Annotated in this window: 33 protein-coding genes; 14 read left to right on the forward strand and 19 right to left on the reverse strand. The window is 72.0% G+C overall.

Translation table 11 applies throughout. The features are described from left to right. Positions 1-2: 2 nt before the first annotated feature. On the reverse strand, positions 3-2,609 hold the full coding sequence (locus OHS58_RS20105; protein WP_328649421.1) for a hypothetical protein: 2,607 nt from the start codon (positions 2,607-2,609) through the stop codon (positions 3-5). 211 nt (positions 2,610-2,820) lie between these two features. After that, positions 2,821-3,201 (reverse strand): ATP-binding protein, encoded by a 381-nt coding sequence (locus OHS58_RS20110; RefSeq protein WP_326948253.1) that lies wholly within the window; start codon positions 3,199-3,201, stop codon positions 2,821-2,823. Positions 3,202-3,391: 190 nt separating this feature from the next. Here OHS58_RS20110 and OHS58_RS20115 point away from each other — a divergent pair, with 190 nt between their 5' ends. Then, positions 3,392-3,874, forward strand: a complete 483-nt coding sequence (locus tag OHS58_RS20115) for a DUF6292 family protein (RefSeq protein ID WP_326948252.1) — start codon at positions 3,392-3,394, stop codon at positions 3,872-3,874. Here OHS58_RS20115 and OHS58_RS20120 read toward each other — a convergent pair. Beyond that, positions 3,766-4,716: a DMT family transporter gene (locus tag OHS58_RS20120; RefSeq protein WP_328649422.1), complete on the reverse strand. Its 951-nt coding sequence runs from the start codon at positions 4,714-4,716 to the stop codon at positions 3,766-3,768. The two genes, OHS58_RS20115 and OHS58_RS20120, sit on opposite strands and share 109 nt — an antisense overlap. A 66-nt stretch (positions 4,717-4,782) precedes the next feature. On the opposite strand from OHS58_RS20120, the gene OHS58_RS20125 reads away from it, so the two are divergent. Together OHS58_RS20125 and OHS58_RS20130 are read left to right on the forward strand one after the other, a co-directional pair. Further along, positions 4,783-5,355: a TetR/AcrR family transcriptional regulator gene (locus tag OHS58_RS20125; RefSeq protein ID WP_328649423.1), complete on the forward strand. Its 573-nt coding sequence runs from the start codon at positions 4,783-4,785 to the stop codon at positions 5,353-5,355. 80 nt (positions 5,356-5,435) lie between these two features. Beyond that, positions 5,436-6,374 (forward strand): PfkB family carbohydrate kinase, encoded by a 939-nt coding sequence (locus OHS58_RS20130; RefSeq protein WP_326954394.1) that lies wholly within the window; start codon positions 5,436-5,438, stop codon positions 6,372-6,374. A gap of 70 nt (positions 6,375-6,444) precedes the next feature. On the opposite strand, the gene OHS58_RS20135 is transcribed toward OHS58_RS20130, so the two are convergent. Both OHS58_RS20135 and OHS58_RS20140 read right to left on the reverse strand, forming a co-directional pair. Beyond that, positions 6,445-6,828 carry a VOC family protein gene (locus tag OHS58_RS20135; protein WP_247049894.1) on the reverse strand — a complete coding sequence of 128 codons (384 nt, stop codon included), beginning with the start codon at positions 6,826-6,828 and terminating at the stop codon, positions 6,445-6,447. A gap of 31 nt (positions 6,829-6,859) precedes the next feature. After that, positions 6,860-7,825, reverse strand: a complete 966-nt coding sequence (locus OHS58_RS20140) for a TIGR03557 family F420-dependent LLM class oxidoreductase (protein WP_328649424.1) — start codon at positions 7,823-7,825, stop codon at positions 6,860-6,862. Between the two features lie 156 nt (positions 7,826-7,981). Here OHS58_RS20140 and OHS58_RS20145 point away from each other — a divergent pair, with 156 nt between their 5' ends. Continuing rightward, positions 7,982-8,134 (forward strand): hypothetical protein, encoded by a 153-nt coding sequence (locus tag OHS58_RS20145; RefSeq protein ID WP_326948246.1) that lies wholly within the window; start codon positions 7,982-7,984, stop codon positions 8,132-8,134. Positions 8,135-8,137: 3 nt separating this feature from the next. Here OHS58_RS20145 and OHS58_RS20150 read toward each other — a convergent pair whose 3' ends face one another. From OHS58_RS20150 to OHS58_RS20175, 6 genes are all read right to left on the reverse strand, one after another. Beyond that, on the reverse strand, positions 8,138-8,467 hold the full coding sequence (locus OHS58_RS20150; protein ID WP_326948245.1) for a DUF4387 domain-containing protein: 330 nt from the start codon (positions 8,465-8,467) through the stop codon (positions 8,138-8,140). After that, entirely contained in the window at positions 8,460-9,836 is a 1,377-nt protein-coding gene (locus tag OHS58_RS20155) for an acyclic terpene utilization AtuA family protein (RefSeq protein WP_328649425.1), read from the reverse strand. The genes OHS58_RS20150 and OHS58_RS20155 overlap by 8 nt, the downstream gene beginning before the upstream one ends. Next, on the reverse strand, positions 9,833-10,777 hold the full coding sequence (locus OHS58_RS20160) for an NAD(P)-dependent oxidoreductase (protein ID WP_328649426.1): 945 nt from the start codon (positions 10,775-10,777) through the stop codon (positions 9,833-9,835). Before OHS58_RS20160 ends, OHS58_RS20155 begins: the two co-directional genes overlap by 4 nt. A 175-nt stretch (positions 10,778-10,952) precedes the next feature. Next, positions 10,953-11,144: a hypothetical protein gene (locus OHS58_RS20165; protein ID WP_328649427.1), complete on the reverse strand. Its 192-nt coding sequence runs from the start codon at positions 11,142-11,144 to the stop codon at positions 10,953-10,955. Next, positions 11,141-11,407, reverse strand: coding sequence for a hypothetical protein (locus OHS58_RS20170; RefSeq protein WP_328649428.1), 267 nt, complete (start codon positions 11,405-11,407; stop codon positions 11,141-11,143). The genes OHS58_RS20165 and OHS58_RS20170 overlap by 4 nt, the downstream gene beginning before the upstream one ends. Further along, entirely contained in the window at positions 11,404-12,684 is a 1,281-nt protein-coding gene (locus OHS58_RS20175) for an MFS transporter (protein ID WP_328649429.1), read from the reverse strand. The genes OHS58_RS20170 and OHS58_RS20175 overlap by 4 nt, the downstream gene beginning before the upstream one ends. A gap of 122 nt (positions 12,685-12,806) precedes the next feature. Here OHS58_RS20175 and OHS58_RS20180 point away from each other — a divergent pair, with 122 nt between their 5' ends. After that, positions 12,807-13,529 carry a GntR family transcriptional regulator gene (locus OHS58_RS20180; RefSeq protein ID WP_326954401.1) on the forward strand — a complete coding sequence of 241 codons (723 nt, stop codon included), beginning with the start codon at positions 12,807-12,809 and terminating at the stop codon, positions 13,527-13,529. A 205-nt stretch (positions 13,530-13,734) separates the two neighbouring features. Continuing rightward, a complete protein-coding gene (locus tag OHS58_RS20185; RefSeq protein WP_328649430.1) occupies positions 13,735-14,139 on the forward strand; it encodes a histone-like nucleoid-structuring protein Lsr2 in 405 nt (134 codons plus the stop codon). 120 nt (positions 14,140-14,259) lie between these two features. Here the strand turns inward: OHS58_RS20185 and OHS58_RS20190 are convergent, their stop codons facing one another. Genes OHS58_RS20190 through OHS58_RS20200 form a run of 3 tightly spaced genes read right to left on the reverse strand, consistent with a single transcriptional unit; the run spans position 14,260 to position 16,030 of the window. Next, positions 14,260-15,531 (reverse strand): MFS transporter, encoded by a 1,272-nt coding sequence (locus tag OHS58_RS20190; protein ID WP_328649431.1) that lies wholly within the window; start codon positions 15,529-15,531, stop codon positions 14,260-14,262. Further along, positions 15,528-15,875, reverse strand: coding sequence for a VOC family protein (locus tag OHS58_RS20195; protein WP_326954403.1), 348 nt, complete (start codon positions 15,873-15,875; stop codon positions 15,528-15,530). Before OHS58_RS20195 ends, OHS58_RS20190 begins: the two co-directional genes overlap by 4 nt. Next, positions 15,875-16,030 carry a CopG family transcriptional regulator gene (locus OHS58_RS20200; RefSeq protein WP_247049876.1) on the reverse strand — a complete coding sequence of 52 codons (156 nt, stop codon included), beginning with the start codon at positions 16,028-16,030 and terminating at the stop codon, positions 15,875-15,877. The genes OHS58_RS20195 and OHS58_RS20200 overlap by 1 nt, the downstream gene beginning before the upstream one ends. A gap of 128 nt (positions 16,031-16,158) precedes the next feature. Here OHS58_RS20200 and OHS58_RS20205 point away from each other — a divergent pair, with 128 nt between their 5' ends. Next, the gene (locus OHS58_RS20205) at positions 16,159-16,386 is read left to right on the forward strand and encodes a hypothetical protein (RefSeq protein WP_328649432.1); all 228 of its coding nucleotides are present in this window, start codon (positions 16,159-16,161) and stop codon (positions 16,384-16,386) included. Between the two features lie 40 nt (positions 16,387-16,426). Here the strand turns inward: OHS58_RS20205 and OHS58_RS20210 are convergent, their stop codons facing one another. Both OHS58_RS20210 and OHS58_RS20215 read right to left on the reverse strand, forming a co-directional pair. Continuing rightward, entirely contained in the window at positions 16,427-17,419 is a 993-nt protein-coding gene (locus OHS58_RS20210) for an SDR family NAD(P)-dependent oxidoreductase (RefSeq protein ID WP_328649433.1), read from the reverse strand. 5 nt (positions 17,420-17,424) lie between these two features. Then, entirely contained in the window at positions 17,425-18,447 is a 1,023-nt protein-coding gene (locus OHS58_RS20215; protein WP_328649434.1) for an NAD-dependent epimerase/dehydratase family protein, read from the reverse strand. Between the two features lie 86 nt (positions 18,448-18,533). On the opposite strand from OHS58_RS20215, the gene OHS58_RS20220 reads away from it, so the two are divergent. After that, positions 18,534-19,088, forward strand: coding sequence for a TetR/AcrR family transcriptional regulator (locus tag OHS58_RS20220; RefSeq protein WP_326954406.1), 555 nt, complete (start codon positions 18,534-18,536; stop codon positions 19,086-19,088). A gap of 18 nt (positions 19,089-19,106) precedes the next feature. On the opposite strand, the gene OHS58_RS20225 is transcribed toward OHS58_RS20220, so the two are convergent. Both OHS58_RS20225 and OHS58_RS20230 read right to left on the reverse strand, forming a co-directional pair. After that, entirely contained in the window at positions 19,107-19,757 is a 651-nt protein-coding gene (locus tag OHS58_RS20225; RefSeq protein WP_328649435.1) for a hypothetical protein, read from the reverse strand. Further along, complete coding sequence (locus tag OHS58_RS20230; RefSeq protein ID WP_328649436.1) at positions 19,754-20,986, reverse strand: 2-isopropylmalate synthase; 1,233 nt, start codon at positions 20,984-20,986, stop codon at positions 19,754-19,756. The genes OHS58_RS20225 and OHS58_RS20230 overlap by 4 nt, the downstream gene beginning before the upstream one ends. 316 nt (positions 20,987-21,302) lie before the next feature. Between OHS58_RS20230 and OHS58_RS20235 the strand changes: the two genes are divergently transcribed. Continuing rightward, complete coding sequence (locus tag OHS58_RS20235) at positions 21,303-22,049, forward strand: GAF and ANTAR domain-containing protein (RefSeq protein ID WP_247049827.1); 747 nt, start codon at positions 21,303-21,305, stop codon at positions 22,047-22,049. Positions 22,050-22,084: 35 nt separating this feature from the next. Here OHS58_RS20235 and OHS58_RS20240 read toward each other — a convergent pair whose 3' ends face one another. Beyond that, positions 22,085-22,378 (reverse strand): hypothetical protein, encoded by a 294-nt coding sequence (locus OHS58_RS20240; protein ID WP_328649437.1) that lies wholly within the window; start codon positions 22,376-22,378, stop codon positions 22,085-22,087. 267 nt (positions 22,379-22,645) lie between these two features. Here OHS58_RS20240 and OHS58_RS20245 point away from each other — a divergent pair, with 267 nt between their 5' ends. Genes OHS58_RS20245 through OHS58_RS20265 form a run of 5 tightly spaced genes read left to right on the forward strand, consistent with a single transcriptional unit; the run spans position 22,646 to position 25,140 of the window. Continuing rightward, positions 22,646-23,116 carry a YbaB/EbfC family nucleoid-associated protein gene (locus tag OHS58_RS20245; RefSeq protein WP_328649438.1) on the forward strand — a complete coding sequence of 157 codons (471 nt, stop codon included), beginning with the start codon at positions 22,646-22,648 and terminating at the stop codon, positions 23,114-23,116. Further along, entirely contained in the window at positions 23,113-23,424 is a 312-nt protein-coding gene (locus tag OHS58_RS20250; protein WP_328649439.1) for a hypothetical protein, read from the forward strand. The genes OHS58_RS20245 and OHS58_RS20250 overlap by 4 nt, the downstream gene beginning before the upstream one ends. After that, positions 23,421-23,798, forward strand: coding sequence for a hypothetical protein (locus OHS58_RS20255; protein ID WP_326948228.1), 378 nt, complete (start codon positions 23,421-23,423; stop codon positions 23,796-23,798). The genes OHS58_RS20250 and OHS58_RS20255 overlap by 4 nt, the downstream gene beginning before the upstream one ends. A gap of 5 nt (positions 23,799-23,803) precedes the next feature. Next, positions 23,804-24,550, forward strand: a complete 747-nt coding sequence (locus tag OHS58_RS20260; protein ID WP_328649837.1) for a WXG100 family type VII secretion target — start codon at positions 23,804-23,806, stop codon at positions 24,548-24,550. Further along, complete coding sequence (locus OHS58_RS20265) at positions 24,547-25,140, forward strand: DUF3558 family protein (protein WP_328649440.1); 594 nt, start codon at positions 24,547-24,549, stop codon at positions 25,138-25,140. The genes OHS58_RS20260 and OHS58_RS20265 overlap by 4 nt, the downstream gene beginning before the upstream one ends. Position 25,141 lies beyond the last annotated feature (1 nt).

Raw genomic sequence — 25,141 nt, forward strand, 5'->3', positions numbered from 1 at the left:
CGCTATTTGACGCGGAAGCCGTCCACCAGGAAATAGGTTCCGCTCTTCTTGGAAACGGTCAGCGTGTGCCGCCCGGCGGCGAGCCCGGTCACCGAATAAACGGGAAACCGGGTTTGCCGCTGGGCGGTGTTCGCACTGACGGTTCCCTTGTCGGCGCCGTCGAGCGTGACGCCGATATCCCCTTCGTCGGAATTGGTCTCGGTGAGGAGACTGATGCCGGTCCCGGTGAAGGTGATCGACGCGGAAGCACCGTCCTGCTGGGTGTAGTGGACGCCGTTCTCGAGGTCGCCGTAGGTGCGCGAGCCGCTCGAGGACCAGGTCCCGGTGTAGGAGATCCGCAGGTCGTCGTCGTCGAGCACCTTGCCGGGCGGGGTACCCGGCCCGGCCGCGTCGATGATCGCCTGCGCGGCGGGCGGCCAGCGGCCGTCGGTGACCACCGTGGACGGCGTGAGGTCGATGGCCGTGCCGTTGTTGTTGTAGCGGTCGGTGTCGGTGAAGTTGCCGTGGATCGAGTCGTCGTGGATGGTCGGCGTCCACAGGTTCAGCCACAGCGAGCCGTTGCTGAACTCCACCACGTTGTCGTGGGTGTTCCAGAGCGAGCTGCCCTCGTCGTGGTAGATCATGTTGCAGCCGTTGATGCACTCGCCGAGCACGTTGCCGACGAACTCCGACGGCGACGCCTGCCCGCCGAGGGTGTAGACCGGGCCGCCGTCGAACAGCACGCCCATCACGCTGTGCACGTGGTTGCCGATGACATGGTTGTCACCGGTGTAGGTCGTGCCGTGCAGGCACGGGTCGGCCAGGCCCTGCTGGGCCTGCAGCGCGCAGCTCGACGCCCAGCCCCAGCCCCAGCCGATCGACACGCCCGAATACGGCGTGTAGCCGATGTCGTTGTGGGACAACGTGGTCCCGCGGCTGTGGCCGACCCAAACGCCGACCGCGTCCTGGTACTCCTGGCCCGGCCGCTGCACGATGTTGCCGGAGACGCTGTTGCCGCTGGTCATCAGCGCGGGCTGGGTCTGGTAGTAGTCGTCGACCTCGCCCACCGCGACCCCGCTGCCGCCGATGTCGGTGATCGAGCTGCCCGACACCGTCGAGCCCTGGGTCTGGTCGGCGAGGTCGATGCCGCTGGTCCCGGTGTGCTGCACGGTCACGCCGGTGAACGCGATCCGCGCGCCGCGGTGCACCTGCACGGCGGCGGGGATCCGCGTCGGGGTGCGGGTCGCCGGGTCCCAGAGGATGCCGGCCTGGTTGTCGATGTAGCCCGCGGTGCTCGGGGCGGTCCAGGTCGTGTAGGCGAACGTGATCCCTTCGAAGGCGATGTCGTGCACCGGCGCGACGACGTCGGGGATGACGGTGAAGCCGTCGATCAGCAGGTAGTCGCCGCCGGCCTTGACCACGCGGACCGTGTGCTTCCCCTTGGCCAGCCCGGTGACCGAGACGACGGCCTGCTGCGCGAGCCGTTCGGCGCTCTTCGCCGACACCGTCTGGTTCTTGACGCCGTCGACGTAGACGTCGATGTCGCCTTCGTCCGTGTTCGTCTCGGTCAGGACCTGGAGTCCGGTGCCGGTGAAGGTGTAGCTGAACGCGTCGCCGTCGTTCTGGGTGTAGTGGACGTCGGCGCCGAGGTCGCCCAGGTGCCGGCCGTTCGAGTAGCTCCACGCGCCGGTGTAGGTCGCGCGCCAGTCGGTGTCGTCGAGCGGCGCGAGGTGCCCGGGGGTGCCGGCGAGGTCGAGCAGCTCCGGCGCGACGGGCAGTTCGACGTCGGCCTTGGCGAGCTCCTCACCGGGCCGGGGCACGTAATAGAGGTAACCGGCGTCGCCGTCGAGGTAGAACTGGCCGGGCGTGCCGAGCAGCTGGTAGGCGTTTTCGAGCCAGGTCACGCGGTCGAGGCTCGGCAGGCCCGCGCCGTTGAACGGGAAGCTCGGGTTGGGCACGGAGTTGTGGTTGTTGTTCCAGCACCCGGGATCGACGGTCAGCGCCGACCCACCGGAGGCGCCGGGCGTGATCGAGGCGAGCGGGCAGCGCAGCTGCTTCCAGCCGTTGTTGGCGACGACCTCGACGCCGGGCGCGTTCGTCCAGGTCGTGTAGGTCGCGTCGGCGGTGGTGAAACCCGTGGCGGACACGGAGAACCCGCCCGGGTCCTGGGCCGTGCGGGCCCGCTGCGCGCGGACGCCGTTCACGAACAGCTCGCGGCTCGCGGTCCCCTTCGGCACCGGGGCGCGGTAGATGTTCTTGACGGCGTCCGTCTTCCGGAAACCTCCGACCTTCAGCGCGCCGCTGAAGACCGGGGTCTGCCCGGGGGCCGCGCGGTAGACGACGCGGTGGCCCGGCGTGCCGGAGTCCTGCACGCCCAGCCGCAACGGCGTGGTCAGCGAGTAGGTGCCGCCGCGCAGCTCGACCACGACGTCCCCGCGGGCGTGCTGGACGAGGCCGCGGACCCGGTCACGAGCGGTGGGGAGGGCGCACGGGGAGGAAGAACTGCAGGCGGAGCCGTGCCCGGCAGGGGCGGCGTAGAGGACGTCCGGGGGTCTTCCGGGAGTGGCGCCGACAGCCGCGACAACGGCTGCGGCGGTGACCAGGTGCGCGACGACGGTGGCGATTCGCATCGGGGTTCTCCGGCTGAGTCAGAGGGCAGACATCTGATGAATATAGCCGGACTCGTTGCCTCAAGGGATACCCCGGATCGACCGGTTCGCGCACGTGAACCGGCTCTGCGTCACGGAAACCGGACGTCAGGAGACAAGGCAGGACAAGATGCACTGCCACTCTTGACAGCGCAGAGTTCCTACCTTTGAGTGGACCGCCGAGCGGTCGACGTCAGGACGCGACGGGGATTTCGGCCCACACCGTCCGGCCGCCGTCGCCGCGGTGGAAGTGGCCGCGACGGTGCGAGCACGCGGCGACCAGGGTCAGTCCGGTGCCGATCGGGGTGGGCAGTGGCACGGCCGGGTCGAACCAGGCGGCGCCGCCCGCGTCCTCGACCCCGATCCAGACCGCGGAGTCGGAGCGCAGCAGCCGGACCCGCGCCGGCCCGGCGGCGTGCCGGACGGCGTTCGTGGCCAGTTCGTTCATGATCAGCACGATGTCGGTGATCGTTTCGTCCGGGAGATCGCCGGCCGCCGCCAGCCGCTCGCGCGCCCACGATCGCACGAGCCTGATTTCTCTCGGATTCACGTCGAAGTCGAAGCTCTCACGCATCACGTTCTCAGCTCCCCCGCAGTGATCGGAACACCCTCTGATTCCCCCAGCCTGACGCCTCTCACACGCGGCCGCACCAACATCGCACGAACGGACGCGTCAGATCAGGAACATCGTTCGACGATTTCGTGCGTATCCGCCGGAAAAACGGGTAGTAGACGGACATCGTCGAAGATCAGGCAGGTGAACCATGAACACCGACTTCTCGGACGAAACCGCACTAGTCCCCTATTTGCGCGCCGTCGCCACCGAACTCGGATTGCTGAACGAGGACGCCGCGGTCGAGCCCGCCGAACCGTTGTACGGCCAGATCCGCTTCGCGGGCCGCCCGGCCGACGGCCCCGCGAAACCCGAACTCCTGACCTGGGATCGCCGCCACGGCTGGCAGCTGACGGCGGCCGAGGGCAGATCCGGCTCGATGCACGTCGTCGCCACGTTCCCCGGCGAGGTCCGGCCGGCCCCGCGGGCGGTCGCCGACTTCACCCTCGACGCCCTGGCCGCGCGCGGCGAGCGGCTCATCCGCCGCCAGTGCGACGGCGACCGGCTCAGCGTCCTGCTGGACCGCTACGCCGAACCGCCGTCGAAACGGCGCCCGCGCCGGACGCCGGCCACGCCGGTGCGGTGGCACGGCGGGGCTCCGCGCGCCGCCGACACCGCCCGCTCGCGGCTCTGAGGCCGCCGGGAGACCAGCCAGGTGGCGGCCAGCGCCAGGGCGAGCCCGGTCCCGGTCCACGCGCTGAACGGCTCGCCGAACATGAGCGTGCCCCAGATCGTGGTGGCCGCCGGCACCAGGAACATCAGCGTGTTCACGGCCGTGACGCCGACGCGGTCGAGCAGCAGCCAGTAGAGCCCGTAGCCGCCGAACGTGGCGAAGACGATCAGCCACGCCATCGCGAGCCAGAAGCGAGCCGACGCCGGTGGTAGCGCGGTGCCCGTCGCCACCGCCAGAGCCGTGAAGACGACGGCCGAGGTGGTGCAGTGGATGGCCACCGCGCGCACCGGCGACGGGCGGTCGCGGGTGCGCCGGTCGAGGAAGGTCGCCGCGACCAGGCAGCACATCCCGGCGAACGGCACCAGGTAGGCCCACAGCGGCGTGCCGTGCCCCGACGTCGCGTCCGACCAGGTCACCAGGGCGACCCCGGCCGCGCCGACACCCAGGCCGGCCCACTGCCGTCCGCTGACCGCGACGCCCAGCAGCGGCCCGGCGAGGGCGGCGACGACGAGCGGCTGGACGCCGTCGATCAACGCCGTCGTCCCGGTGTTCACGCCCAGGCCGATGGCGCAGTAGACGGTCAGCAGGTACCCAGACTGCGACAGCGCCCCGACCAGGATCTGCCGCCCGAGCCCCGCTCTCCCGCCGGCGCCCGAGCGGACCAGCCACGGCGCGAGCAGCAGCGCCAGGGGCACGAACCGCCACATCAGGACCGTCGTGACCGGCGCGTCCGCGGCCCCGAGCTTCGCGCCGATGAAGCCCGACGACCAGCACGCGACGAACAACGCGCCGAGTCCGATCACCGAGCCGGGTATACCGATCTGTTTAGTCATTGGCCCGAGACTACACCGATCGGTATAGTCGGGGCCATGGACGAGGTGATCGAGTGGACGCCCAAGGCCCGCGCGGTGCTGGCGGCGGCGGAGGAGTTGTTCTACGCGCACGGCATCCACGCGGTCGGCGTCGACCTGATCGCCGAGCGCGCCGGGGTCACGAAGAAGACGCTCTACGACCGGTTCGGCTCGAAGGAGCGGCTGGTCGTCGAGTACCTCCGCGAGCGCGACAGCCGGTGGCGCGCGTTCCTCGCCCCGCTGCTGGACGCGGCCGGTGACGACCCCGCCGCCCGGCTCCGCGCCGTGTTCGACGCCTCCGCCCGGTGGGCCGCCCGCTATAGCGGCAACGGCTGCAGCATGATCAACGCCCACGCCGAGATCAACGACCCGGCCCACCCCGCCTACCGGGTGATCGTCGACCAGAAGGCGTGGATGCTCGAACTGTTCACGACCATCGCCACCGCGGCCGGCGCCGCCGACCCGAGGTCGAGCGCCCGGACCCTCATGTTGCTGCACGAAGGGGCGCTCGTCACCGACGGGATGCACGGTTTCGATAGCCCCTACGCCCACGCGCGGGACGCCGCGGCGCGGGTGCTCGAGGCCGCTTGAGCCGGCTCACCTACCCGAACGAGCGGTTTGCCGTGCTCGCGGCGCGGGGTAGCCGACCTGCGGAGCCGAGGAGGCACTACATGCCCAGCGAAGTCGTGGTCGTCGGCCAGGTCGCTCGTGACCTGGTGGTCGAAGTCCCGGACGCACCCGACGCGGGGTCGTCGGCCGAGGTGCAGCACCGGCAGGAGGTGCTCGGCGGGAAGGGCGCCAACCAGGCCGTGGCCCTGAGCCAGCTGGGCACTTCGGTGTCGCTCGTCGGCGTGGTCGGCGAGGACCTCGTCGGCGACGCGCTGCGCGCGCGGGCCCGGGCCGACCGCATCGGCACCACGCACGTGGTCCGCCGGCGCGGCGCCGAGACGGCGCTGATCGTCGACGTCGTCGACGAGCACGGCCGCCGCCGCTACCTGGAGCACATCCCGGCCGCCACGCTGGTGACCGAGACCGACGTCGCCGCAGCCGCCGCGCCGATCTCGGCCGCCTGCTCCCTGATCGTCCAGCTGCAGCAGCCCGCGCCGGCGGCGTTGCTGGCCGCGCGGCTGGCGCACACCGCGGGCACCCGCGTCGTGCTGGACGGCGCGCCGGAAGACCCGGACCTGACCGACGAGCTGCTCGCCCTGTCCGACGTCGTGCGCGCCGGCGCCCACGAGACCGAGACGCTCACCGGGCAGCCGGTGGCGGACCTCGAGACGGCCGTCCGCGCCGCGGCCGAACTGCGGCGGCGCGGGCCGTCGCTGGTCGTGCTCGAGGTGTCCGGACAGGGCAACCTGTTCGCCGGGCCGGACGGCACCTGGTTCGTCCCGGACGTCGAGACCGACGTCGTCGACACCACCGGAGCCGGGGACGCGCTGGTCGCGACCCTCACGGCGGCGCTGACCCGCAGGCGTCCGCTGGAGACGGCGGCCTGCCTCGCGGTCGCGGCAGCCGCGGCGACGACCGAGCACGCGGGCGGCCGGCCCCGCCTGAGCCGCCCGGCCCTCGACCGCCTACGGCCGGAGCACGCCGAGGAAGTCCAGGCCTGACCGGGATTCCGGCCCAGTGCGCGGGGCCGGCCACCCCGTCGGTCCGGCGGTGTCCACTTCGGACTGCCGCTCAGGCCACCGGGTCGACGCGGGTCCGCAGCAGGCAGAACTCGTTGCCCTCCGGGTCCTGCAGGACGTGCCAGCTCTCGTCGCCGGTCTGCCCGACGTCGGCCGGTCTGGCGCCCAGCTCCAGCAGCCGGCGCAGTTCGGCGTCCTGATCCCGGTCGGTCGGGCTGACGTCCAGGTGCAGCGGCAGCTTCGCCGCCTTCCCCGACCCGCCGACGCCGAGGACGAGCGTCGGCTGCGGGCCGCCGAAGCCGGTGCCGGGCGGGCCGATCTCGATGCCGTCGGGCTCCCGGCCGATCTCGACGTAGCCGAGCACGGCGGCCCAGAACTTCGCCAGTGTCTCCGGGTCCCGGGCGTCGATGACGATTTCGCTGATGCGGCAGGCCATCAGGTCACCCTGCCAGAGACGCGCCCATTCCTCAGTGGAACTCCGGCAGGACGTACTCCTGCCAGCCCCGGAAGAAGCCGTCGTGGTCGGCACCGACCTGCTGGACGTAGATCTCGTCCACCCCGGCGTCGACGTACTGGCGCACCCGCTCGGCGTGGGCCTTCGGGTCGTCGCCGCACACGATCGCCTCCGCGACGTCCGCGCGCGGGACGAACGACGTCGCGGCCTCGAAGTCCTCGGGGCGCGGCAGGATCTGGGCGAGCTGGCCGGGCAGGACGTCGTTGGGCCACAGCCGGTGTGCCTGGTCGAGCGCCGCGTCGGTGTCGGCGTCCCAGCAGACCTTCATCCCGGCCTGCACCGGCTTGCCGCCGCCACCGGACTCGCGGAACGCGCGGACGAGGTCGGCGTCCGGCACGACCGTGCAGTAGCCGTCGCCGATGCGCCCGGCCAGCTCGGTGGCCTGCGGCCCGAACCCGGACACGTAGATCGGCACCGGCTCGGCCGGCACGGTGTAGATCCGGGCGTCCACCACGTCGTAGTGCTCACCGTGGTGGCTGATCGACTCGCCGCGGGCGCCCGCCGCGTGCAGCAGGCGGATGACCTCGACGGCCTCCTCCAGCATCGCCAGCCGCTGCCCGGCCGAGGGCCAGGGGTCGCCGAGGATGTGCTCGTTGAGCGCCTCCCCCGAGCCGACGCCGAGCACGAACCGGCCGTCGAGCTGGACGGCGGCGGTCGCCGCGGCCTGCGCGATCACGGCCGGGTGCAGCCGGACGGTCGGGCAGGTCACCGCCGTCGTGATCGGCAAGGAGACGGCCTCGGACAGGGCACCGATCACCGACCAGACGAACGGGCTCTGGCCCTGCGCGTCGTTCCAGGGGTGGAAGTGGTCCGAGATCCACAGCCGCTCGAAGCCGGCGCGCTCGGCCGCCCGGGCCTGGGCGACGAGCTCGCGAGGGCCGTACTGCTCGCAGGACAGGAAGTAGCCGATGGACGTCATGCCGGCTGGTTACCCCGGCGGCCGGGCCCGCACACGAGCGTCCCCCACACCGGTGACTCACGTCGCCCCGGCGCGACCGGACGGTGATGCTTCCTGCCGAGTGGATCGCCGGGCTGCGGGGTACCCACGCGACACATCGACCGAGAGGAACGCGTCATGGGACTTATCGTCGGCCTGCTGGTCATCTGGGCCGTGCTGGTGGTGCTCGGGCTCGTCATCAAGGGCCTGTTCTGGCTGATCATCGTGGGCGCGATCCTGTTCGTCGCGACCGGGGTGATCGGGTTCGTGCGCCGCAAGGCCGTGCGCTGAACCTCACCCTCCGGCAGCTCGGCCGGGCAGCTCCAGGAGTGCCAGCGGCACGTGGTGCTGCCCGGCGTGGACGTCGCGGTCGCGCAGGCTGCCCTGGGGAATCGGGCGGGGGAAGGAGATCTTGACGACGTTGAGCGCCGGGATGCGGAAGATCTGCACCCCGGCGGCCGGGACGCCGTACAGCCGCGCGATCACGGTCTCGTTCAGGAACTCCTCGTCGGCGGCGACGAGGTAACCCGCGTCGTCGCGCAGGAACACCTCCATGGTGACCCAGAACGGGCCCGCGTTCTTCGAACGGACCTCGGTCGCGAGGTCTTGCAGGGTGTCAGGCATCGACGCAGGCCTTCCGGATCGTGGTGCGGAACATCGTGGTCGGGGTCTCGGAGTCGACGACGTGGTTGAGCGCGAACTCGTACACCGGCCCGCGCTCGGTCTCGGCCGGCGAGGTCGGGAACGCGAGGCTCGGCAGGTACGGCATGTCCGCCGTGGGCAGGTGCAGCATCAGCGGGTTGGCGATCTTGGCGACGGCGGTCGCGGTGGCCTGGTCGGCGGCGTGCACCAGCAGCATGACGCCGACCTCGCGGGCCGGGGTGGTCGCGGGGTCCAGGTCTTCGAGGATCGCGTTGTGGCCGTAGAGCCGGACGTCGAACTCGTAGTCCCCCTCCCCCAGCGCGAGCGTCTGGTGCACGCGCTCGACGAGCACTTTCTTCAGCAGCGCGGCCCAGTCCTCGATGCCGGCCAGGATGTGCGGGTCGCGGATGGCCGTGAACGACATGGTTTCGTAGCCGGTGAGCCGGGCGCCTTCGAGCTTGATCGTGTGCTGCGCGGCGGGTTCGAACACCGAGCCCTCCACGCGCACGATCCGGTGGTCGACTGCGCGATAGGTGGCGCGTGAGACGTCGAGGGTGCCGGCGGGCTCCCGCATCCGGAACGGGTTCGCGGTCTCGTAGAGCATGTGCGCGGCGACCGACATCGGCGTGCACGACGCCGCGGGGTCGAGCGGCTCGATCGTGAAGCCATCCTGGTCGATCCGCGCGAACACGCCGCCGGAGCGGGGGTTCGTCGTGCACTGGCCGCCGCACTCGACGATCTTGGCCGCGTGCCAGACCGGGCCGGGCGGGAGCCCTTTCAGCAGCGCGAAAGCGGCCGCGACGGCGGTGTCGGTGGCCCGCCCGGCCAGCACGACGTCAGCACCCGCGCGCAGGGCCTCCTCGATGGGTTCGTGGCCCATCATCCCGACGACCCGCACGCAGCCGTCGAGGGTCGCGCGGTCGAGCGGCCCGAGCGGGGGCAGCGGGTGGATCGCCCCCTCGGCGAGCCGGCGCCGGAGGTAGGCGGGGTCCTGCTCGCTGTGGATGGTGGCGACGGTCAGGTCGAGCCGGTCTTCGGCGAGGATCCCGGCGGTGATGTCGGCGAGCCAGTCGACGCCGCTGTCCGCCCCGCTGGTGCCGCACGACCCGACGATGAGCGGGATGCGGGCCTTCGCCGCCGCGCGCAGCAGCAGGCGCATGTCGCGGGCGACCGCGGCGGTGGACGTCTTCGGGGTGCCGGACCCGAGGTAGTGGGGCCCGGAGTCGGTCGAGCCGCCGTCGACGGCGATGACGTCGGCGCCGAGCGCGAGGCCGCGTTCGACCGTTTCCGGGGCGAACCCCGCGCCGATCATGCCCGTGGGCACGAGGACGCCCACTGCCGTGTCGTTCACTGATCTCTCCTAGCTGTTACGGGGGTACGGGGTTCGCCGCGCAGGGACGCGAGCAGTTCGTGCGCCGCCGCGATGGCGGTGGCCCGCCGGGCTTCGGCGGTCTGGCCGGCGAGGTGCGAGTACACGGTGATGCCGGCCACCCCGCGCAGCGGACTGTCGGCCGGTAGCGGTTCGGCCTGGGCGACGTCGAGGGCGGCACCGGCGAGCCGCCCCGCGGTGACGGCCCCGGCCAAGGCGGCTTCGTCGACGAGTGCCCCGCGCGCGGTGTTGACGAGGATCGCCGTGGGCTTCATCAGCGCCAGCGCGGCGGCGTCGAGGAGGTGGCGGGTCCGCGCGGTCAGCGCGGTGTGCAGCGACACGTAGTCCGCTTCGCGCAACAACTCCGGCAGCTCGACGAACTCGACGCCGGGTGCACCGCCGTCCGGGTAGACGGTGGCGCACAGGACCCGCATCCCGAACGCCCGCGCGAGCGGGACGACGGCCCGGGCGGCCGGGCCATGCCCGACGAGCCCGAGCGTGGCGCCGCGCAGCTCGCGGCCGCTCTGCCTGGGCCACCCGCCTTCGTGCACTCCCACGGCCGACTCGACCAGCCGCCGGGCGCCGGCCAGCAGCAGGGCGAGCGTGTACTCGGCGACGGCGTTGCTGTTGACCCCGGGCAGGTTGCTGACCCGGATGCCGAGCCGGGCAGCGGCATCGACGTCGACCGAGTCGTACCCGACACCCGAGCGGACGACGGCCCGCAGCAGTGGTGCGCGTGCGAGGACGTCCGCCGTCAACGGGTCGGTGGAGACGATGGCACCGACCGCATCGCCCAGGGCCGCAGCGAGTTCGTCACCACGCGCTCCCGGGCGGTAGCGGATTTCGTGCCCGGCGGCGGTGAGGATGGTGTCGGCCTCGCCGCCGGGGCGGGTGTAGTCGGTGGTGACCAGGATCGTGCTCACAACGCCGCCTTTCGTTGGTGGATTGGCACCACGGCGCCGCGAAGCGCAAGACGGCCGACACCGCCAGCCGCAGCACCAGCACCCCTGCCGAAACCGACCGCGCGGCCCGCGCCGGCCAACGCCACCTCAGCCTCGTCGGCGGGGCGGACGTAGCCGGTGGTAACCAGAACCGTGCTCACAGCGCGGCCGCCCTTCCTCGATGGATCGGCACCGCGAAGCCGCGAAGCGCAAGACGGCCAGCACCGCGAGCTGCGGCCGAAGCACCCGCACTCCTGCCGAAACCGACCTCACGGCCCGCACCGGCCGACGCCACCGCGGCCTCGTCGCGGGGGCGGGTGTAGCCGGTGGTGACCAGGATCTCGCTCACAGCGCCGCCGCCTCTCGTTGGTGGATCGGCACCGCGACAATGGCGCCACGCACCTCCGCCGGGACCGGCTCCTCGCCGTGCGCACCGGCTGGACAACAAACCAGCACCACGGCGCCGCGGCGCGCAAGACGGCCGACACCGCGAGCCGCGCCCGAAGTACCCGCACCCCCGCCGAAACCGACCGCACGGCCCGCGCCGGCCGACGCCACCGCAGCCTCGTCGCCGGGGCGGGTGTAGTCGGTGGTGACCAGAACCGTGCTCACAGCGCGACCCCCGCCTCGCTCGAAGACCGGCGCCGCAGGAGTTCTATGCGGACCACCGCGCCCAAGGCGAACACCGCGAGCAATGCGGCGTCGATCGGCATGAGGCGCCAGCCGGTCACGTCGACCATTCCGCCCACCACCGCGGGGCCCAGGAAGCCGCCCGTGGCCCAGCCCACCGTGTACAGCGCGGTGTACGTGCCCAGGACCCGGCTGGACGGCGCCAGGTTCCACAGCACCACCGCGCCGTTGATCACGAAGCCGGCCGCGCCGATTGCGGCCACGCACAGGGCGACGATCGTCGCCGTGGGCGTGTGCAGGAGCGTGCCGATCGTCAGGGACACCACGAAGACCGTCGCGCCCATGGCCATCACCCGGACCCGGCCGATCCGCTCCGACAGCAGCGCCAGCGGGTACGCCGCGAGCAGGAACGCCACCCCGCTGGGCAACGTGAGCCCGCCGGCGCCGCCGCGGGACAGGCCGAGGGCCTCGATGCCGTAGTTGGTGATCAGCGACCGGGACGCCGCCCAGGCGGCGCCGAACAGCAGGATCGCCAGGATCACCAGCAGCCGGGTGCGGTCGGTGTCACCGGCGATGTCCCGCAGGATGTCGCGCATGCGCGGTTTGGGCGTGTCCTCCCGCGCCGGTTCCCGGTCCTCCGCCACGGCTTCCCGGTAGGCGCGCGAAGTGCTGTCCCGGACCCGCCACACCAGCACCGCGGCGGACACGAGCATCAGGACCGAAGGCACCGAGAAGGCCAGCTTGGGGTGCGAGTCGACGAGGAACGTGCTGATCAGCGCCGAGACGATGATGGTGAGGCTGGACGCGATCTTCACCGCCGCGTTGGCCCGGCTGCGGCGCTCCGGGCGGATGAAGTCGGGCAGCAGCGCCTCCCCCAGCGGCTTGAAGCTGTTCGCCACCAGCGCGTAGGCGAACATGAGCGCGATCAGCGCCGGCAACGACGACGCGAGCGGGATCGTGGCGAACAGGACGGCGGCGATCGGCATGCCGACGGCCAGGTAGGGGATCCGCCGGCCCCAGCGGGTGCGGGTGTTGTCCGACCGGTTGCCGATCCAGGGCTGGATGAACAGGCCCAGCACGTTGTCCATGCCCATCAGCAGCCCGATGACGGCGGCGCTGCCGACGTGCTCGCGCAGCAGCGGTGGCACCTGCGCGTCGTAGAAGTTCCACGTCGATTCCTGGGCGAAGACGGCCAGCGCGACGTAGAACGTGATGCGCCGCCCGCTCTTCCGCCCCCTCGGGGTGTCCACTGTGGTCATCGCAAGTCCTCCGGGGGCCGCGGCCGCTTCGTCGCGTCGGCGCTGTCGTCACCCTAGAGATGCTATAGCAAAACTGTCAACGGTGGCATAACGGGATGCCATGGCTCGGTTAAGGTGAGGACATGAATCAGCAGTCACCGGCCGCCCCGGTGGCGGAGACGCTCGCCGACCGCACCTACCGCGCGGTGCAGGACGCCATCGCCGCGGGCGACCTGCGCCCGGGCGAAAAGGTCACCGAACGCGGCCTGGCCGAACGCTTCGCCGTCAGCCCCACCCCGGTCCGCGAAGCGATCCGGCGCCTGGAACAGGACGGCCTCATCGAACGCGCCGGGCCGCGGACGGTGGTCGTCGCGATGATCGGGGACGCCGCGATCCGGGACCTGGCCGAGGTGGAGGTCGCCCTGCGCGGGCTGGTCGCGCGCTTCGCGGCCCGGCACGCGACGAAGGGCCACCTGGTCCGGCTCGACGCGCTCCTCGACACCGCCGACGACCTGGTGATCGTCATGCGCCAGCGGCACGCCGACGGGCAGCGCGTCGAGAACTACGTCCACACCCTGCTCGACGTCTTCCAGCGGTTCAACGACGAGGTGAGCGCGTGCGCCGGCAACCCGGTGCTCGTCCGGCTGCTGGAGCAGAGCCGGGTGTTCTCCCGCGCCGAGCGGCGCAGCCGCCTGGTCGAGCACGTGCTGGCCGACGACCGGTTCGGGCTCGACCGCTACTCCGGCCACCGCGCGCTGGTCCGCGCCCTGCGCGCCGGCGACGCGGCCACCGCGGAGGAGCTCGTCATGGCGGACGCCCGCGGCGGCCTCGACGACCTGCTCCGCTCACCCGAGCGGCCCGGCTGATCAGGCGGAACGAACGCGGTCGTCAACGGCGGCGCCCGCACCGGCCATAAACGCCGTCCGCCCGGCCCTGTGACATTTTCACGATACTTGTTCGCGTTTTCGGGAAATTGCGATAATACCGGTGGGTATGTATGATCCACAGTGGATCCCGCATATCGTGCTCCTGGTCACCACGGACACACAGTCAACCGGTTGGAGAATTCCCATGGCGCAAAAGGTCCTCGTCGAGATGCTGGACGACCTCGACGGCAGCCCCGCCACCCACACCATTCCCTTCGGCCTCGACGGCGTCAGCTACGAGATCGACCTCTCCGACGACAACGCCACCGCCCTGCGCGGGGAACTCGCGCGGTTCATCGCCGCGAGCCGCAAGACCGGCGGCCGCAAGGTGCGCGTCGCCACCGGGCAGTCGACGGCGAGTAGTGCGGACCGTGAGCGCTCACGCGCGATCCGCGCCTGGGCCGGGGAAAGCGGCTATGAGGTCTCCGAGCGCGGTCGCCTCTCCTCCGAGATCGTCACCGCCTACGACGAGGCGCAGCGACAGGTCGCCGAACCCGTCGCGGCCCGCAAGCGCACGCCGCGCAAGAAGGTCGCCGCCGTGAAGAAGTAAGGCATGACAGCCGTTCAGCGGCGCGGCCATGGGCCATTCCGCGTAATCGACGTCGTTTCGAGCGGGAAATCGGTCCGGTCGGCGCCGCCCGGATTCACCGATACCGCGCCGGAATGACGGCTACCCGGCGGTCGATGTCCGGCTCGCGGCACCCGCGGCCGCGATCAGGGCGAGCGCGAACAGCACGTAGGCGGCGACCAGCCCGCCGGTGGTGCCGGCCGAGCTCAAGGTGCCGCCGACCGCACGGCCGAGGAGCTGGCCGACGCATTCGGCCGTGATGACCGCGGTCGCCAGCTCCGTGGCCGTGAATCCGCTCGAGCCCGCGGTCGTCGCCCGGATGTACAGGCTGGGGTACGCGAGCCCGACGCCGATCCCGGCCGCGGTCCACGCGCCGAGGACGACGCCGAACGAGCCGCCGGTGGCCAGCTCGACCGCCGGCACCGCGGTGCCGAGCGCGGTCAGGCTCAGGCCGGCGACCGGAAACGCCGACGCGCACCGCGTGACCAGGAGGCTCGTCACCGCCCACCCCAGCGGGGCGGCACTCAGCACGACCGCCGCTTGCCCGAGGCTCATCCGGAACCCGCTCGTCAGCAGCACGGTGATCAGGCTGTCCGCGCCGAAGTAGCCGGCCGCGAACAGCACCATCGCCCCGAGCGCGGCGGGTGTCCCCCGCCGCAGGCGCGCGGTTCCCGCGGGCAGGATCGCGACCGTCCCCGCCACCGTGAGCACCGCGCCGGCGATCGCGAGCGGCCACCACCCCGCGCTCAGCACGACGCACGCCGCGCCCAGCGGCACCGACAGCGTCCGGCCCAGCGGACGCGGCGCGGCCTCGACGGCCGGGTCGTCGCGGACGGCGCGCACGACCAGCAGCCGTCCGAAAAGGACGAACGGCACCGGCACCAGCAGGATCCAGCGCCACCCGACGAGGTGTTCCAGGCCCAGCGTCGCGGCCGGGCCGGCCAGGGCGGGCACGATCCACATCGCCGACGACGCCGCGACCACCCGGATGCGCAGCCGTTCGTCGAGGTGCCGGATCGCGGAGCTGATCCCGAACACCGCCAAGAGCCCGCCGGCCAGGCCGCTGGTGAACTGCCCCAGCGCGAACACCCACGCCGCCCGAGCGGACGCGGCCAGTGCGAGCCCGCCGAGGTAGGCGAGCGTCCCGGCGGCCAGGGTGCGCCGCGGGCCCAGCCGGCCCAGTACCCGGCTCGCCAGCGGGAGCGCGACGAACAACCCCAGTGTCGAACCGGCGATGAGGAGCCCGAGCCGGCCCCGTGCGTCCAAGTCGTCGGCGACGACGGGCAGCAGCGTGGATGCGACGAACCCGGTCACCGCGGCCGCGAACTCGAGCGCGACGATCCCGGCGGCGAGCACCGGCGGGGCACCTCTCACGTGTACAGCTCTCGGTCGTATCGGTTGATCTGCACCCACACGCCGTCGGGATCCCGAACGCGCAGCGAGAAGCCGAAACCTTCGTCGGTCACCGGGCCGGGCTCGAACCCGGCCGCCCGCAAGCGATCCGCGACGTCTTCCAGCGGTTCGTCGGCCTCGAACGCCAGCTCGCACCGGCCGGCCTCCTCGGCGGTCCCGCGGTGCAAGGCCAGCGTGCCGCCGTCGGCGGGCAGCTCGATCCAGCCGCCGGGGCGCGACGCCGGCCCGCTCTCCAGGCCGAGGGCCCGGTAGAACCGCGTCAGGGCCTCGACGTCCGCGCTGTAGCGGATCGGCAGCACGCGCATCACGATCGCTCCTCACCGCGTCGCAGGTACTCCTCGAGCGCGTGCTCGACGAACGCCGAGAGCGACTCGTCGGCGTCGACGGACGCGTGCTTGACCCGCCTGATGAGCTCAGGTGGCAGGTAGACGCTGAACTGCCGTTTGACGGCTTGAGTCATGCCCGCATGCTAGCATGCCTTCATGCCCGTTTACGGGCATCGCCGTGACGCGCAGCGGGCCTGCGTCCGGCTCGGGCTGCGGGCCGCAGCTGTGACGCTTCGCTCTCTCCGGGATCACGCCGGACCTGGTGACGCTGGACAAGCCGATGGGCGTGGGCAACCCGATCGGCGCCGTCGTCACGCGGCGCAAGATCGCCGACGTCCTGGCGGGCCGCTACGGGTACTTCTCGACGTTCGCCGCGGCCGCGGGCCACGCGGTGCTCGACATCCTGGAGCTGACCGGCCTGCCCGCCCAAGCCGTCGCGGTCGGCGAGTACCTCCGCCGCGGCCCGCGGGAGCCGGACCCCCCGCGGTGACGTGCTGAAGGTGCGCTCGGCGACGCCGTGCACCGCGCCGTCAGCGCACCGGGAAGCTGACGCCCGTCAGCTCCTCGCTCACCGACCACAACCGCGCGGCCGCGGCCGGGTCGATCGCGTGCGGGGACACGCCCGCCGGCGGGACTTCGCCCGTCCCGTGCCGGCTCGCGTCGTGGGTGCGTTCCAGCGCCACCGGCGCGATGTTGTTGTCCAGGCAGTACACCCCGCCGACGTCGGCCAGCTGGGGGCTGACCGCGCACCACACACTGGTCGACGCGCCCTGCTGGACCGTCTTCTTGCCCGCGTACGGATCGATCACCGGCTTGCCGTCGTCGTCGACGAGCTTCATCGCCCGCAGCGTCTCCGGGGTGGCCCAGCCGCTCAGGTTGGTGTCCACAATGGATCCCGGGTGGACGGAGAACGCCTGCACCCCACGGCGATCCAGCTCGAGCGCGAACAGGATGTTCGCCGTCTTCGACTGGCCGTACCCGAGCATCGGGTGGTACTCGCGGTGCTCGAAGGCCAGGTCGTCGACCACGACCGGCGACAGCCGGTGCGCCGCCGCGGACACCGACACCACGCGGGCGCCCCTGGCCAACGCCGGCGAAAGCCTTGCGGTGAGCCGGAAGTGCCCGAGGTGGTTGGTCGCGAAGTGCGACTCGTGGCCGCGCGCGTCACGCGTCAGGGGCACACCCATGATCCCGGCGCTCGTGACCAGGATGTCCACCGCGCGGCCCGACGCGAGGAACCGCCGCGCGAACGCGTCCACCGACGCCGGGTCGGCGAGGTCGAGCCGGTCGATCTCGACGCCGTCGATGCCGTCGAGCATGTTCGCGGCCTTGGCGGGATCGCGCACGGGAACGACGACGTGGGCACCGCGCTCGCGCAGCACCCGGGTCGTCTCCCGGCCGATGCCCGAGTGCCCGCCGGTGACGACGGCGAGCTTGCCGGTGAGGTCGACGCCGGCGGCGACCTGCTCGGCCGTCGACGCGGCGTCGAACGGCGTGTCCTCGATGGGATTCTGGGGGCTCATGGGCGTCACTTCCCGACAACGTCGTGGTCGATGAGGCTGCGGGCGCAGTCGAGGACGGCGACCTCCGCCGGCCGCGGTGTCCAGTCCAGCAACGACTTCGCCTTCGCCGTGCTGTGGCGGCTGCGGCGGCCGAGGGAGGGCATGATCTCCCGCAGCGAGCGGTCGAACAGCGCGGACACGCGGACGGCGAGGTCCGGCAGCTTGCGCGTCGGGACCTTGCGGCCGTCCTCGCCGAGGCCGTCGCGCAGGATGCGCGCGATGTCGTGCATCCACAGGAACTCGCCGGTCGCGAGGAACCGCTGGCCGGCCGCCGCGGGGGCGGTCATGGCGCGGACGTGGACGTCGGCGAGGTCCCGCACGTCGACGACCTCCAGGCCGATGCGCGGGGTGCCGGGCATCGCGCCGGCCAGCAGCCGGGAGATGATCCGGACCGAGCCCAGCGTGTCGGGCGACAGCACCGGCCCGAACACCGCGCCCGGCAGGATCGTGGCGAGCGTCATCGGCCCGTCGCAGGACTTCATGAACTCCCACGCCGCCAGCTCGGCCGCCGTCTTCGAACGCCGGTAAGCGGGCAGCTTCGGCGCGTCCAGGTCCGTCCACAGTGTCTCGTCGGTGACGCCGTCGGCGGTGTAGGACGTCGGGCTGGCCGTGTTCGCCGCCGACGTCATGACGACCCGCTGGACCCCCGCCGCGGCCGCGGCGCGCAGCACCCGCAGCGTGCCGTCGCGGGCCGGGACCAGCAAGGCCTGCGCGTCCGCGCCGTCCGCGCCGAGCGGCGAGGCGACGTGCAGGACGTGGTCGCAGCCGTCGAGGGCTTCCTCCCAGCCGTCGTCGCGGGTCAGGTCCGCCACCGCGAACTCCAGGTGGTCCGTCCGGTCCGAGACGGACGCGACCGCCCGCCGCACCCGCTCGCCCCGGCTCGCGTCGCGCACGGTCGCCCGCACGTCGTAACCGCGGCCGAGCAGCTCGGCGACGCACCAGCCCGCCACGTAGCCGGTCCCGCCGGTCACCAGCACCGAACCCGACATCGCGTCCTCCTCGTTTCGTTAGCCGTTCGGCTAATGAAACCAGCGTAGCACCACCTCCGGTCCGCCGCGGGCGCTACGATGACCAGGTGGCGGCGGTACGGGCGGCGCAGGCCGAGAAGACCAGGCAGGCGGTGCTGGACACGGCGCGGAGGCTGTTCCTGGAGCACGGGTTCGACGCCACTTCGCTGCAGCAGATCGCCGACACGATGGGTGTCACGAAGGCGAACGTCTACTACTACTTCCGCACCAAGATCGCGATCCTCGAGGCCCTGCTCGAACCCACGGTCGCCGCGCTGGCCGCCGGGCTCGACGCGCTCGAGCAGATCGCCGACCGCGACGAGCGCCGCGAATCCTTCGTCACGCACTGGGTCGGCCAGGTCGTCACCGCGTACCGCACGCTGGCGCCGATGAGCCACGCCGACCCGATCGTCCGGCGGCACCCCGGCATCAGCCGCACCCTCGACGAGCTGGCCGACCGCGCCCTGCACCTGCTGTTCGGCCCGGCGCCGACGGCGGACCAGATCGCGGCCTACTCGCTGATCAGCGACCTGGGCGTGGTCACGCGCCGCCTCGACGCACTGCCCGACGACGAGCTTCGCGCCGTCCTCACCCGGCTGTGCCTGCGGGTCGTGCGGGACTGAGCCGAACACCGAGGGTGCTCAGGTGACGTAACCGGCCCGCAAGTGCGCGAGATAAGCCTCCGGGCCGCCGTGCGCGCGGTCCTGAGCGCCGAGACGGGTGTGCGTCAGCGTGTGGTTCCGGCTCACGCGCAGCGTGGTGGTCGCCGCGCGCCCGGCCGCCGGCGAGTCATCGGCGCTCTCGAGGACGTGCACCTCCGGCGGGAACATCGCGCGCGCCTCGGCGGCAGACGCTGCCGGTGGGTGCCCGGTGCGGTTGGCGCTGCTGACGTGGAGGTGCCCGACGTCCGTGAGGATCGGGCGCACCGGATCCCCGCACGCGCCGAACACCAGCGCGTGGCCGTCGCGGGTGGCCGGTGACGCCCAGCCCGGCGCCCGGCCGCTCACCACGGGCAGCAACAGCGTCAGCCGTTCGCGCACCAGGAGCTCGCGGACGAGCGCCCGGGTGGCGTCGTCGAGGTCGAGGGCGGCGGCGAACTCGGACCAGGGGTCGTCGTCGACGAGCCACAACGCGACGGCCTGGTCCGCGGGGCGGCCCTTCGCGGTGTTGACGACGTCGGGCGCGGTCGCGGCGACCACCGAGGTCAGCGGGTACGGGTTCGGGAACACGACCGCCGAGCCCGCCCGCAACGCCTCGGCCGCCGCGGCCGGCTGCGTCAGGATCGCCGTCACGTCGCCGGCACCGCGGCGGTCGCGCGGAACGCGTCGACGAACCCGACGAGGCTCTCGACCGGGACGACCGCTTCGTTGCGGCGGAACGCTTCGGCCTTCACCCACGCCAGCGCCGCCGCCGTCTCCGCGCGGTCGAGCACCAGGCCGGCCCGTTCGCCGACCGCGCGCAGCACCCGGGTACTGGCCAGGTGGGTGAGCACCACGGTCGGCTCGATGCCCAGCACCGCCGGGTCGAAGGGCTGGAACGTCGCCGGCCGCACGAACGGCGTGCCGGTGGAGATCGTGCCGACGCCGGTGCCGACGATCGGGGTGGTCACCGTCAGCGGCAGGCCCGTCTCCGCCGCCACCGCGCGGGCGATCACGGGAATCCGGGTCAGGTCGGGCGCCGTGTGCCAGAGGTCGGCCTCGCCCAGCAGTTCGGCGGTGCGGTGGGCGAGCAGGAACAGGAGCTGCTCGGTGGCGACCATGCCGCTGCGTTCCGCGACGCCCAGCCAGGAACTCGACACCACCCGGACGCCGGCCCGGACCGCCGCCAGCGTGTTCGCCAGGCCGAGCCCGAGGTCGTTGTGCAGGTGCGAGGCCAGGACGACGTCGTCGGCCACCCGCTCGAGCAGCCCCTGGAACAGCTCGGCGCACCGCTCGGTGAGCAGGTCGCCGGTGGTGTCGGCGACGACGATCACGCCGGCGCCGGCCTCGGTCAGCGCGTTCGCCGCGCCGGCCAGCACGTCGACGTCGGCGCGCGGCGCGTCGGCGAAACACACGTCCGGGATGACGCCGGTGTCGCCGTCGCGCACGGCCCGCACCAGCGGGACGGCGTCGGCCAGCGCGTCGACGGCGGGGCGGTGGACCATCGCGTCGGCCATCACGTCGGACGCGGGCACCACGATCATCACCCGCGCGTTCGGCGTACCCCGCACCGCGTCGCACGCTTGCCGGACGTCGTCGAGGGTGGCCCGGCAGACCGCGGCGGGACTCACGGACCCGGCCGCCTCCACCGCGACCCGGCGGGTGGCGGCGAACTCTTCCGCGCACACCGCGGGGAATCCGGCCGCGAACACGACGTGCCGGGGCCCGTCACCACCGAAGACCCGGCCGTGCTCACGGGCCAGCCGGACGCGGAAGTCCCCGCTCATCAGGGTTTTGCCCTGCGCGCCGTCGCGGGCCGACTCCTCCCACAGCACCAACCGCCCGCCCAGCGCGGATTCCCTGACCAGATCCGGCGTACCCATAGTCGTCTTCGTCCTTCCCGGCGGTCCGGATGCGCCACCGGAACGAAGACAAGTGAACGGGGCCGCGGCGGACCGCGTCAAAGTGCCGACGCTCACACAGTGTCCCGACAATCCGCGTTTCGGTGACGGTAAGTGGCCGAGACGAGAGCGGGACCCGCAAGAATCCCCTCGGACGGCGGATCGACGGCTCACCACCGCGTGAGGATCACGTGACGCCGCCGCCGTTTCCCGGCTCGATGATCAGCCGATCGGACGATTAGTCTTCGGCGTACCCGCACGCCCGAGACCGAGCGCATTGCCCCCGAAGGAGCGCCCCATGGACGAGAACCTGCTTGACGAGCGGGACGCCGCACGGCGAGTGGACGACGTCACCACCGCGTTGGACCGGCTGGCCGGCACCTTCAAGGAGGAAGAAGCGCTGTCCGTGGTCCTGCAGCGGGTGTGCCAGCAGGTCGTGCACGCCGTGCCGGACGCGGAACTCGCCAGCATCACCCTGCTGCGCGAGGGCAACCCCTACACCGCGGCGTCGACCGGTGACAGTGCGCACCACATCGACCAGGCCCAGTACGACGCCGGGCAAGGCCCCTGCCTGGAGGCCGCCCGGACCGGCGAACTCCAGCGCGTCAAGGTGACCGAAGCGGCGCAGCAGTGGCCCGAGTTCGCCGCGGCCGCCGCCGAGTCCGCGGTGCTCGGCTACCTGTCCGCGCCACTGTTCATCGACCGCGAGTACCACGGTTCACTCAACCTGTACGACACCGGCGGCAACAGCTTCGGTGCGCTCGACGGAGCCCTGCTGGCGCTCTACACCACCGCCGCCGAAGCAGCACTGCGCAGCACCCGACGGCACCAGACGGCCCGCGAGACGATGGAACAGCTCCGCACCGCACTGACCTCCCGCGCGGTGATCGACCAGGCGAAGGGCATCTTGATGGCCCTACACCAAATCCCGGCCGACGACGCTTTCGACCTGCTGGTCAAGGCGTCACAGGAGAAGAACCTGAAGCTGCGCGAAGTAGCCCAGGACTTCCTCACCACCGCCTTGGCCGCCCCGAACCGCCCTTGAGCACACCGTCGTCCGCCGTCCCAGCGGCTCCCGCGTCAGCGCTTCACCGTGGGCCCAGAATCCGCGACGACCGGGATCAAGGCCGCGTGCGGATCCGGCTGCGCCGCCACGCGGGCCGCGGCCGCGTCGATCAGCACGCACTGGCCCTTGCCCCTGGCCAAGTCCTTCACGGTCACCTGCACCGTGCTGTCCGCGTCGATGTCGAACCTGACCTCGATCCGCGGCACGCCGCGCCGAGCGCGCTCGGGTGCCTGGCTCACCCGGGATCGCCGGCCGGTCAAGCCGGTCGAAGTCGAGCCGACGACCAATTCGATCTCGCGCTGCGACACAACGATTCCTTCACAGGACAAGTGGCCTGGTCGCCGGTAAGTCGGCAACCGCGCCCCCGTGTTACGCGGGTGACGGCCGCTCGCTGCCTGTAATCTTCAGGGCGCGGTGGTGGGCAAAGTGCCGTCGGCAGGAGTCCCGATCGGCTACGCTGGCCCGCATGGGGTGACCGGCCCGCGACCACCAGTGACGGCCGCGGGTGTCGACCTCGGAAGTGCGTGTCGGGAACGTGGGGAGGCGACACCGACGTGGTTTTCAACGCGGACACAATGCGGCGACAGGCCGCGGAACTGGACGAGGAACTGAGGCGGGTCCGGTTCACCGGCCAGTCCCGCGACGGCGCGGTGACCGCGGCCGTGAGCGGCCACGGCCGGCTCTTGGATCTCAAGATCAGCACCGCGGCGATGCGCGGCGCCCACCCGCATACGGTCGGACCGGACGTGGTGGAGGCCGTGGCGGCCGCACGTCGGCAAGCCACCACCGTGGCCACCGCGAAGATGCGCGCGGTCCTGGACAAGGACCAGGTGTGGCAGCCCGCTCCAGCCCCGCCACCAGGCGGCGTCGCCGTCGACCACCGGGTCGGCCCCGCCCGCGACGACCGCGCGCAACCGGACCCGGTCCAGCCGAACCTTTCGCCGGCGTCCGCACGTCCCCGGCGGGTGGAGGTCGAGGAGGAGAACTTCGAGAACCTCGACTTCCTCGGCGACAGCGGCGAAAACGAGGAACGGGGACGCTGGTGAACTACCAGGACGAGCTGTACAGCCTCGCGCGGGAGATCGACGCCGCCGTGGCCGCGGTCGCGCAGACCGCTCACGGCGCCGAACAAGCTCCGCTGCAGTGGCGGCTGCCGGGAGAACTGGGCTCGGTGACCGTGTCCGGAGCCGGCGACCTGACCGCGGTGACCCTCGACGTCGCCGAGCTGCACCAGTACTCCGCCGACGCCCTGGCCCGCACCCTGCTGCAGGGCATCCGGGACGCCGAACACCGAGCCGATCGGCAACGCGGCGACACCGTCGCCGCGGTCGTCACCGAAACGGGGCTGGCATGACCTTCGACCCCAACGACATCTCCGGCCGCGGCTACCGGGTCTACCCCGAAGCCTTGCGCAAAGCCGCCGATGACGTCGCCGGTGCCGCCGACCTGGTCACCACGTTCGCCCGGACGGATCTCGCCGGGACCCTGCTCGGCGAGTTCGATCTGGGCTTGCCCGGGACGTTGACCACGATCATGCCCGACATCCACGGCGCGGGAACGGCCGAGCAGTACAACCGGGCCATCGAGACCATCCGCGGGGTTTCGGCGAAGAACGCCGAGACGCTGCAGCAGCTTTCTCGGGCTCTGCAGACCGCCGCCTCCTATTACGAACAGCAGGACGCCGCCGAGTACGAGCGGCTCAAGAAGCTCGAAGGAGGCCTTCCGTGAGCGACATGCCCACGCCGTGGACGACGGGCCCGCCGGCGCCGGTCACGACACCTCAGGCGGGCCTGCCCTACCCCACCGACTCCGACGCGACGATCCGCCACTGGGCCGAGTTCATCGGTGCGCACGGCATCGTGACCTTGCTGGACAAGCTCCGCGTGTTCGTCGCCGGTGACATCGGCAAGGTCCTGCGGCTCGCCGACAGGTTCGCCAACGAGTCGTCCCTGTCGAACGCGGCCAATCAGCTCAGTGATGCCCAGCTGACCTTGTCGAAAGCCTGGCACGGCGACGCCGCCGATCAGTTCGGCACTTACGCCGGCAAGGCCGTGACCATCCTGGGGCAGAACCAGAACTCGCTGATCAGCCTGACCAACACGATGTCCGCCATCGCCCAGACGATCATCGAAACCTACAAGACTCTGCTCACGACCATCGGCAAATGCGCGATCAACCTCGCTCAGCTCGGCGGGAAGATCGGCATCGCCATCGGGGTGTCGACGGCGATGCCCCCGCTAGCCGTCATCGAGTTCAAGGACATCGCCGATGCGGTCAACTCCGCGTTCGCGACGTTCTGGACCGACTGCCTGACCCTGCTCGGTGGATTGATGACCGACATCGGAAAGCAGCTCGGCAACCGTCTTCAGCTGTCCGTCATCGAAGCCAACTTCGCCACCTTGCCCGACGTCGGCGACAGCAACGACGTCATCGACGATCCGGCCCGCTGGCAGGTCAAGCCGGGAGCCACCCACTCATGACCCATCGCCGCACCCGCTGCGCTGTCGTCGCCGCCCTGCTGGTCGCGGGGCTGAGTGCCGGCTGCTCGTCCGGCCGGCCGGCGGTTCCGGCGGAGCCGTCGGTTTCGGTCCCGCCGATCCCCGGGGTCGGGATGAGCGGAGCCGGCCGGTTCCGGACCGATCCGTGCGCCGCGGTCACGGTCGAGCAGCTCACCGCCCTCGGCTTCACCGGCGGTGAACGCAGCCGCGACGGCAACCGGTGTGTCACCACGTTCGGCGCCGTCGCCAAGGTCAGCACCTCGAACCTGGGCGACAGCCTGCAGATCCTGTACCAAGAGCACGCCCTCGGCCACGACACCGGCAACCACTGGGAGCCGATCACCGTCGAGACCGTCTACCCGGCCGTCATCGTCGCCATCGACGAGAACGTCCCCAGCAAGCAAGCCGACGGCCCGCGCGGCTGCACCCTCGCACTCGCCGCCGACAACAGCACCCTCGTCCACATCAGCGCCGCCACCGCCGACCAGCCCGAAGCCGGCCCGTGGCAGCACGATCCCTGCGGTGCCGCGCAGAAGATCGCCGCCCTCGCCGTCGCCAACCTGACCGCGTAAC

The organism is Amycolatopsis sp. NBC_00348, from assembly GCF_036114655.1.
GTDB lineage: Bacteria > Actinomycetota > Actinomycetes > Mycobacteriales > Pseudonocardiaceae > Amycolatopsis.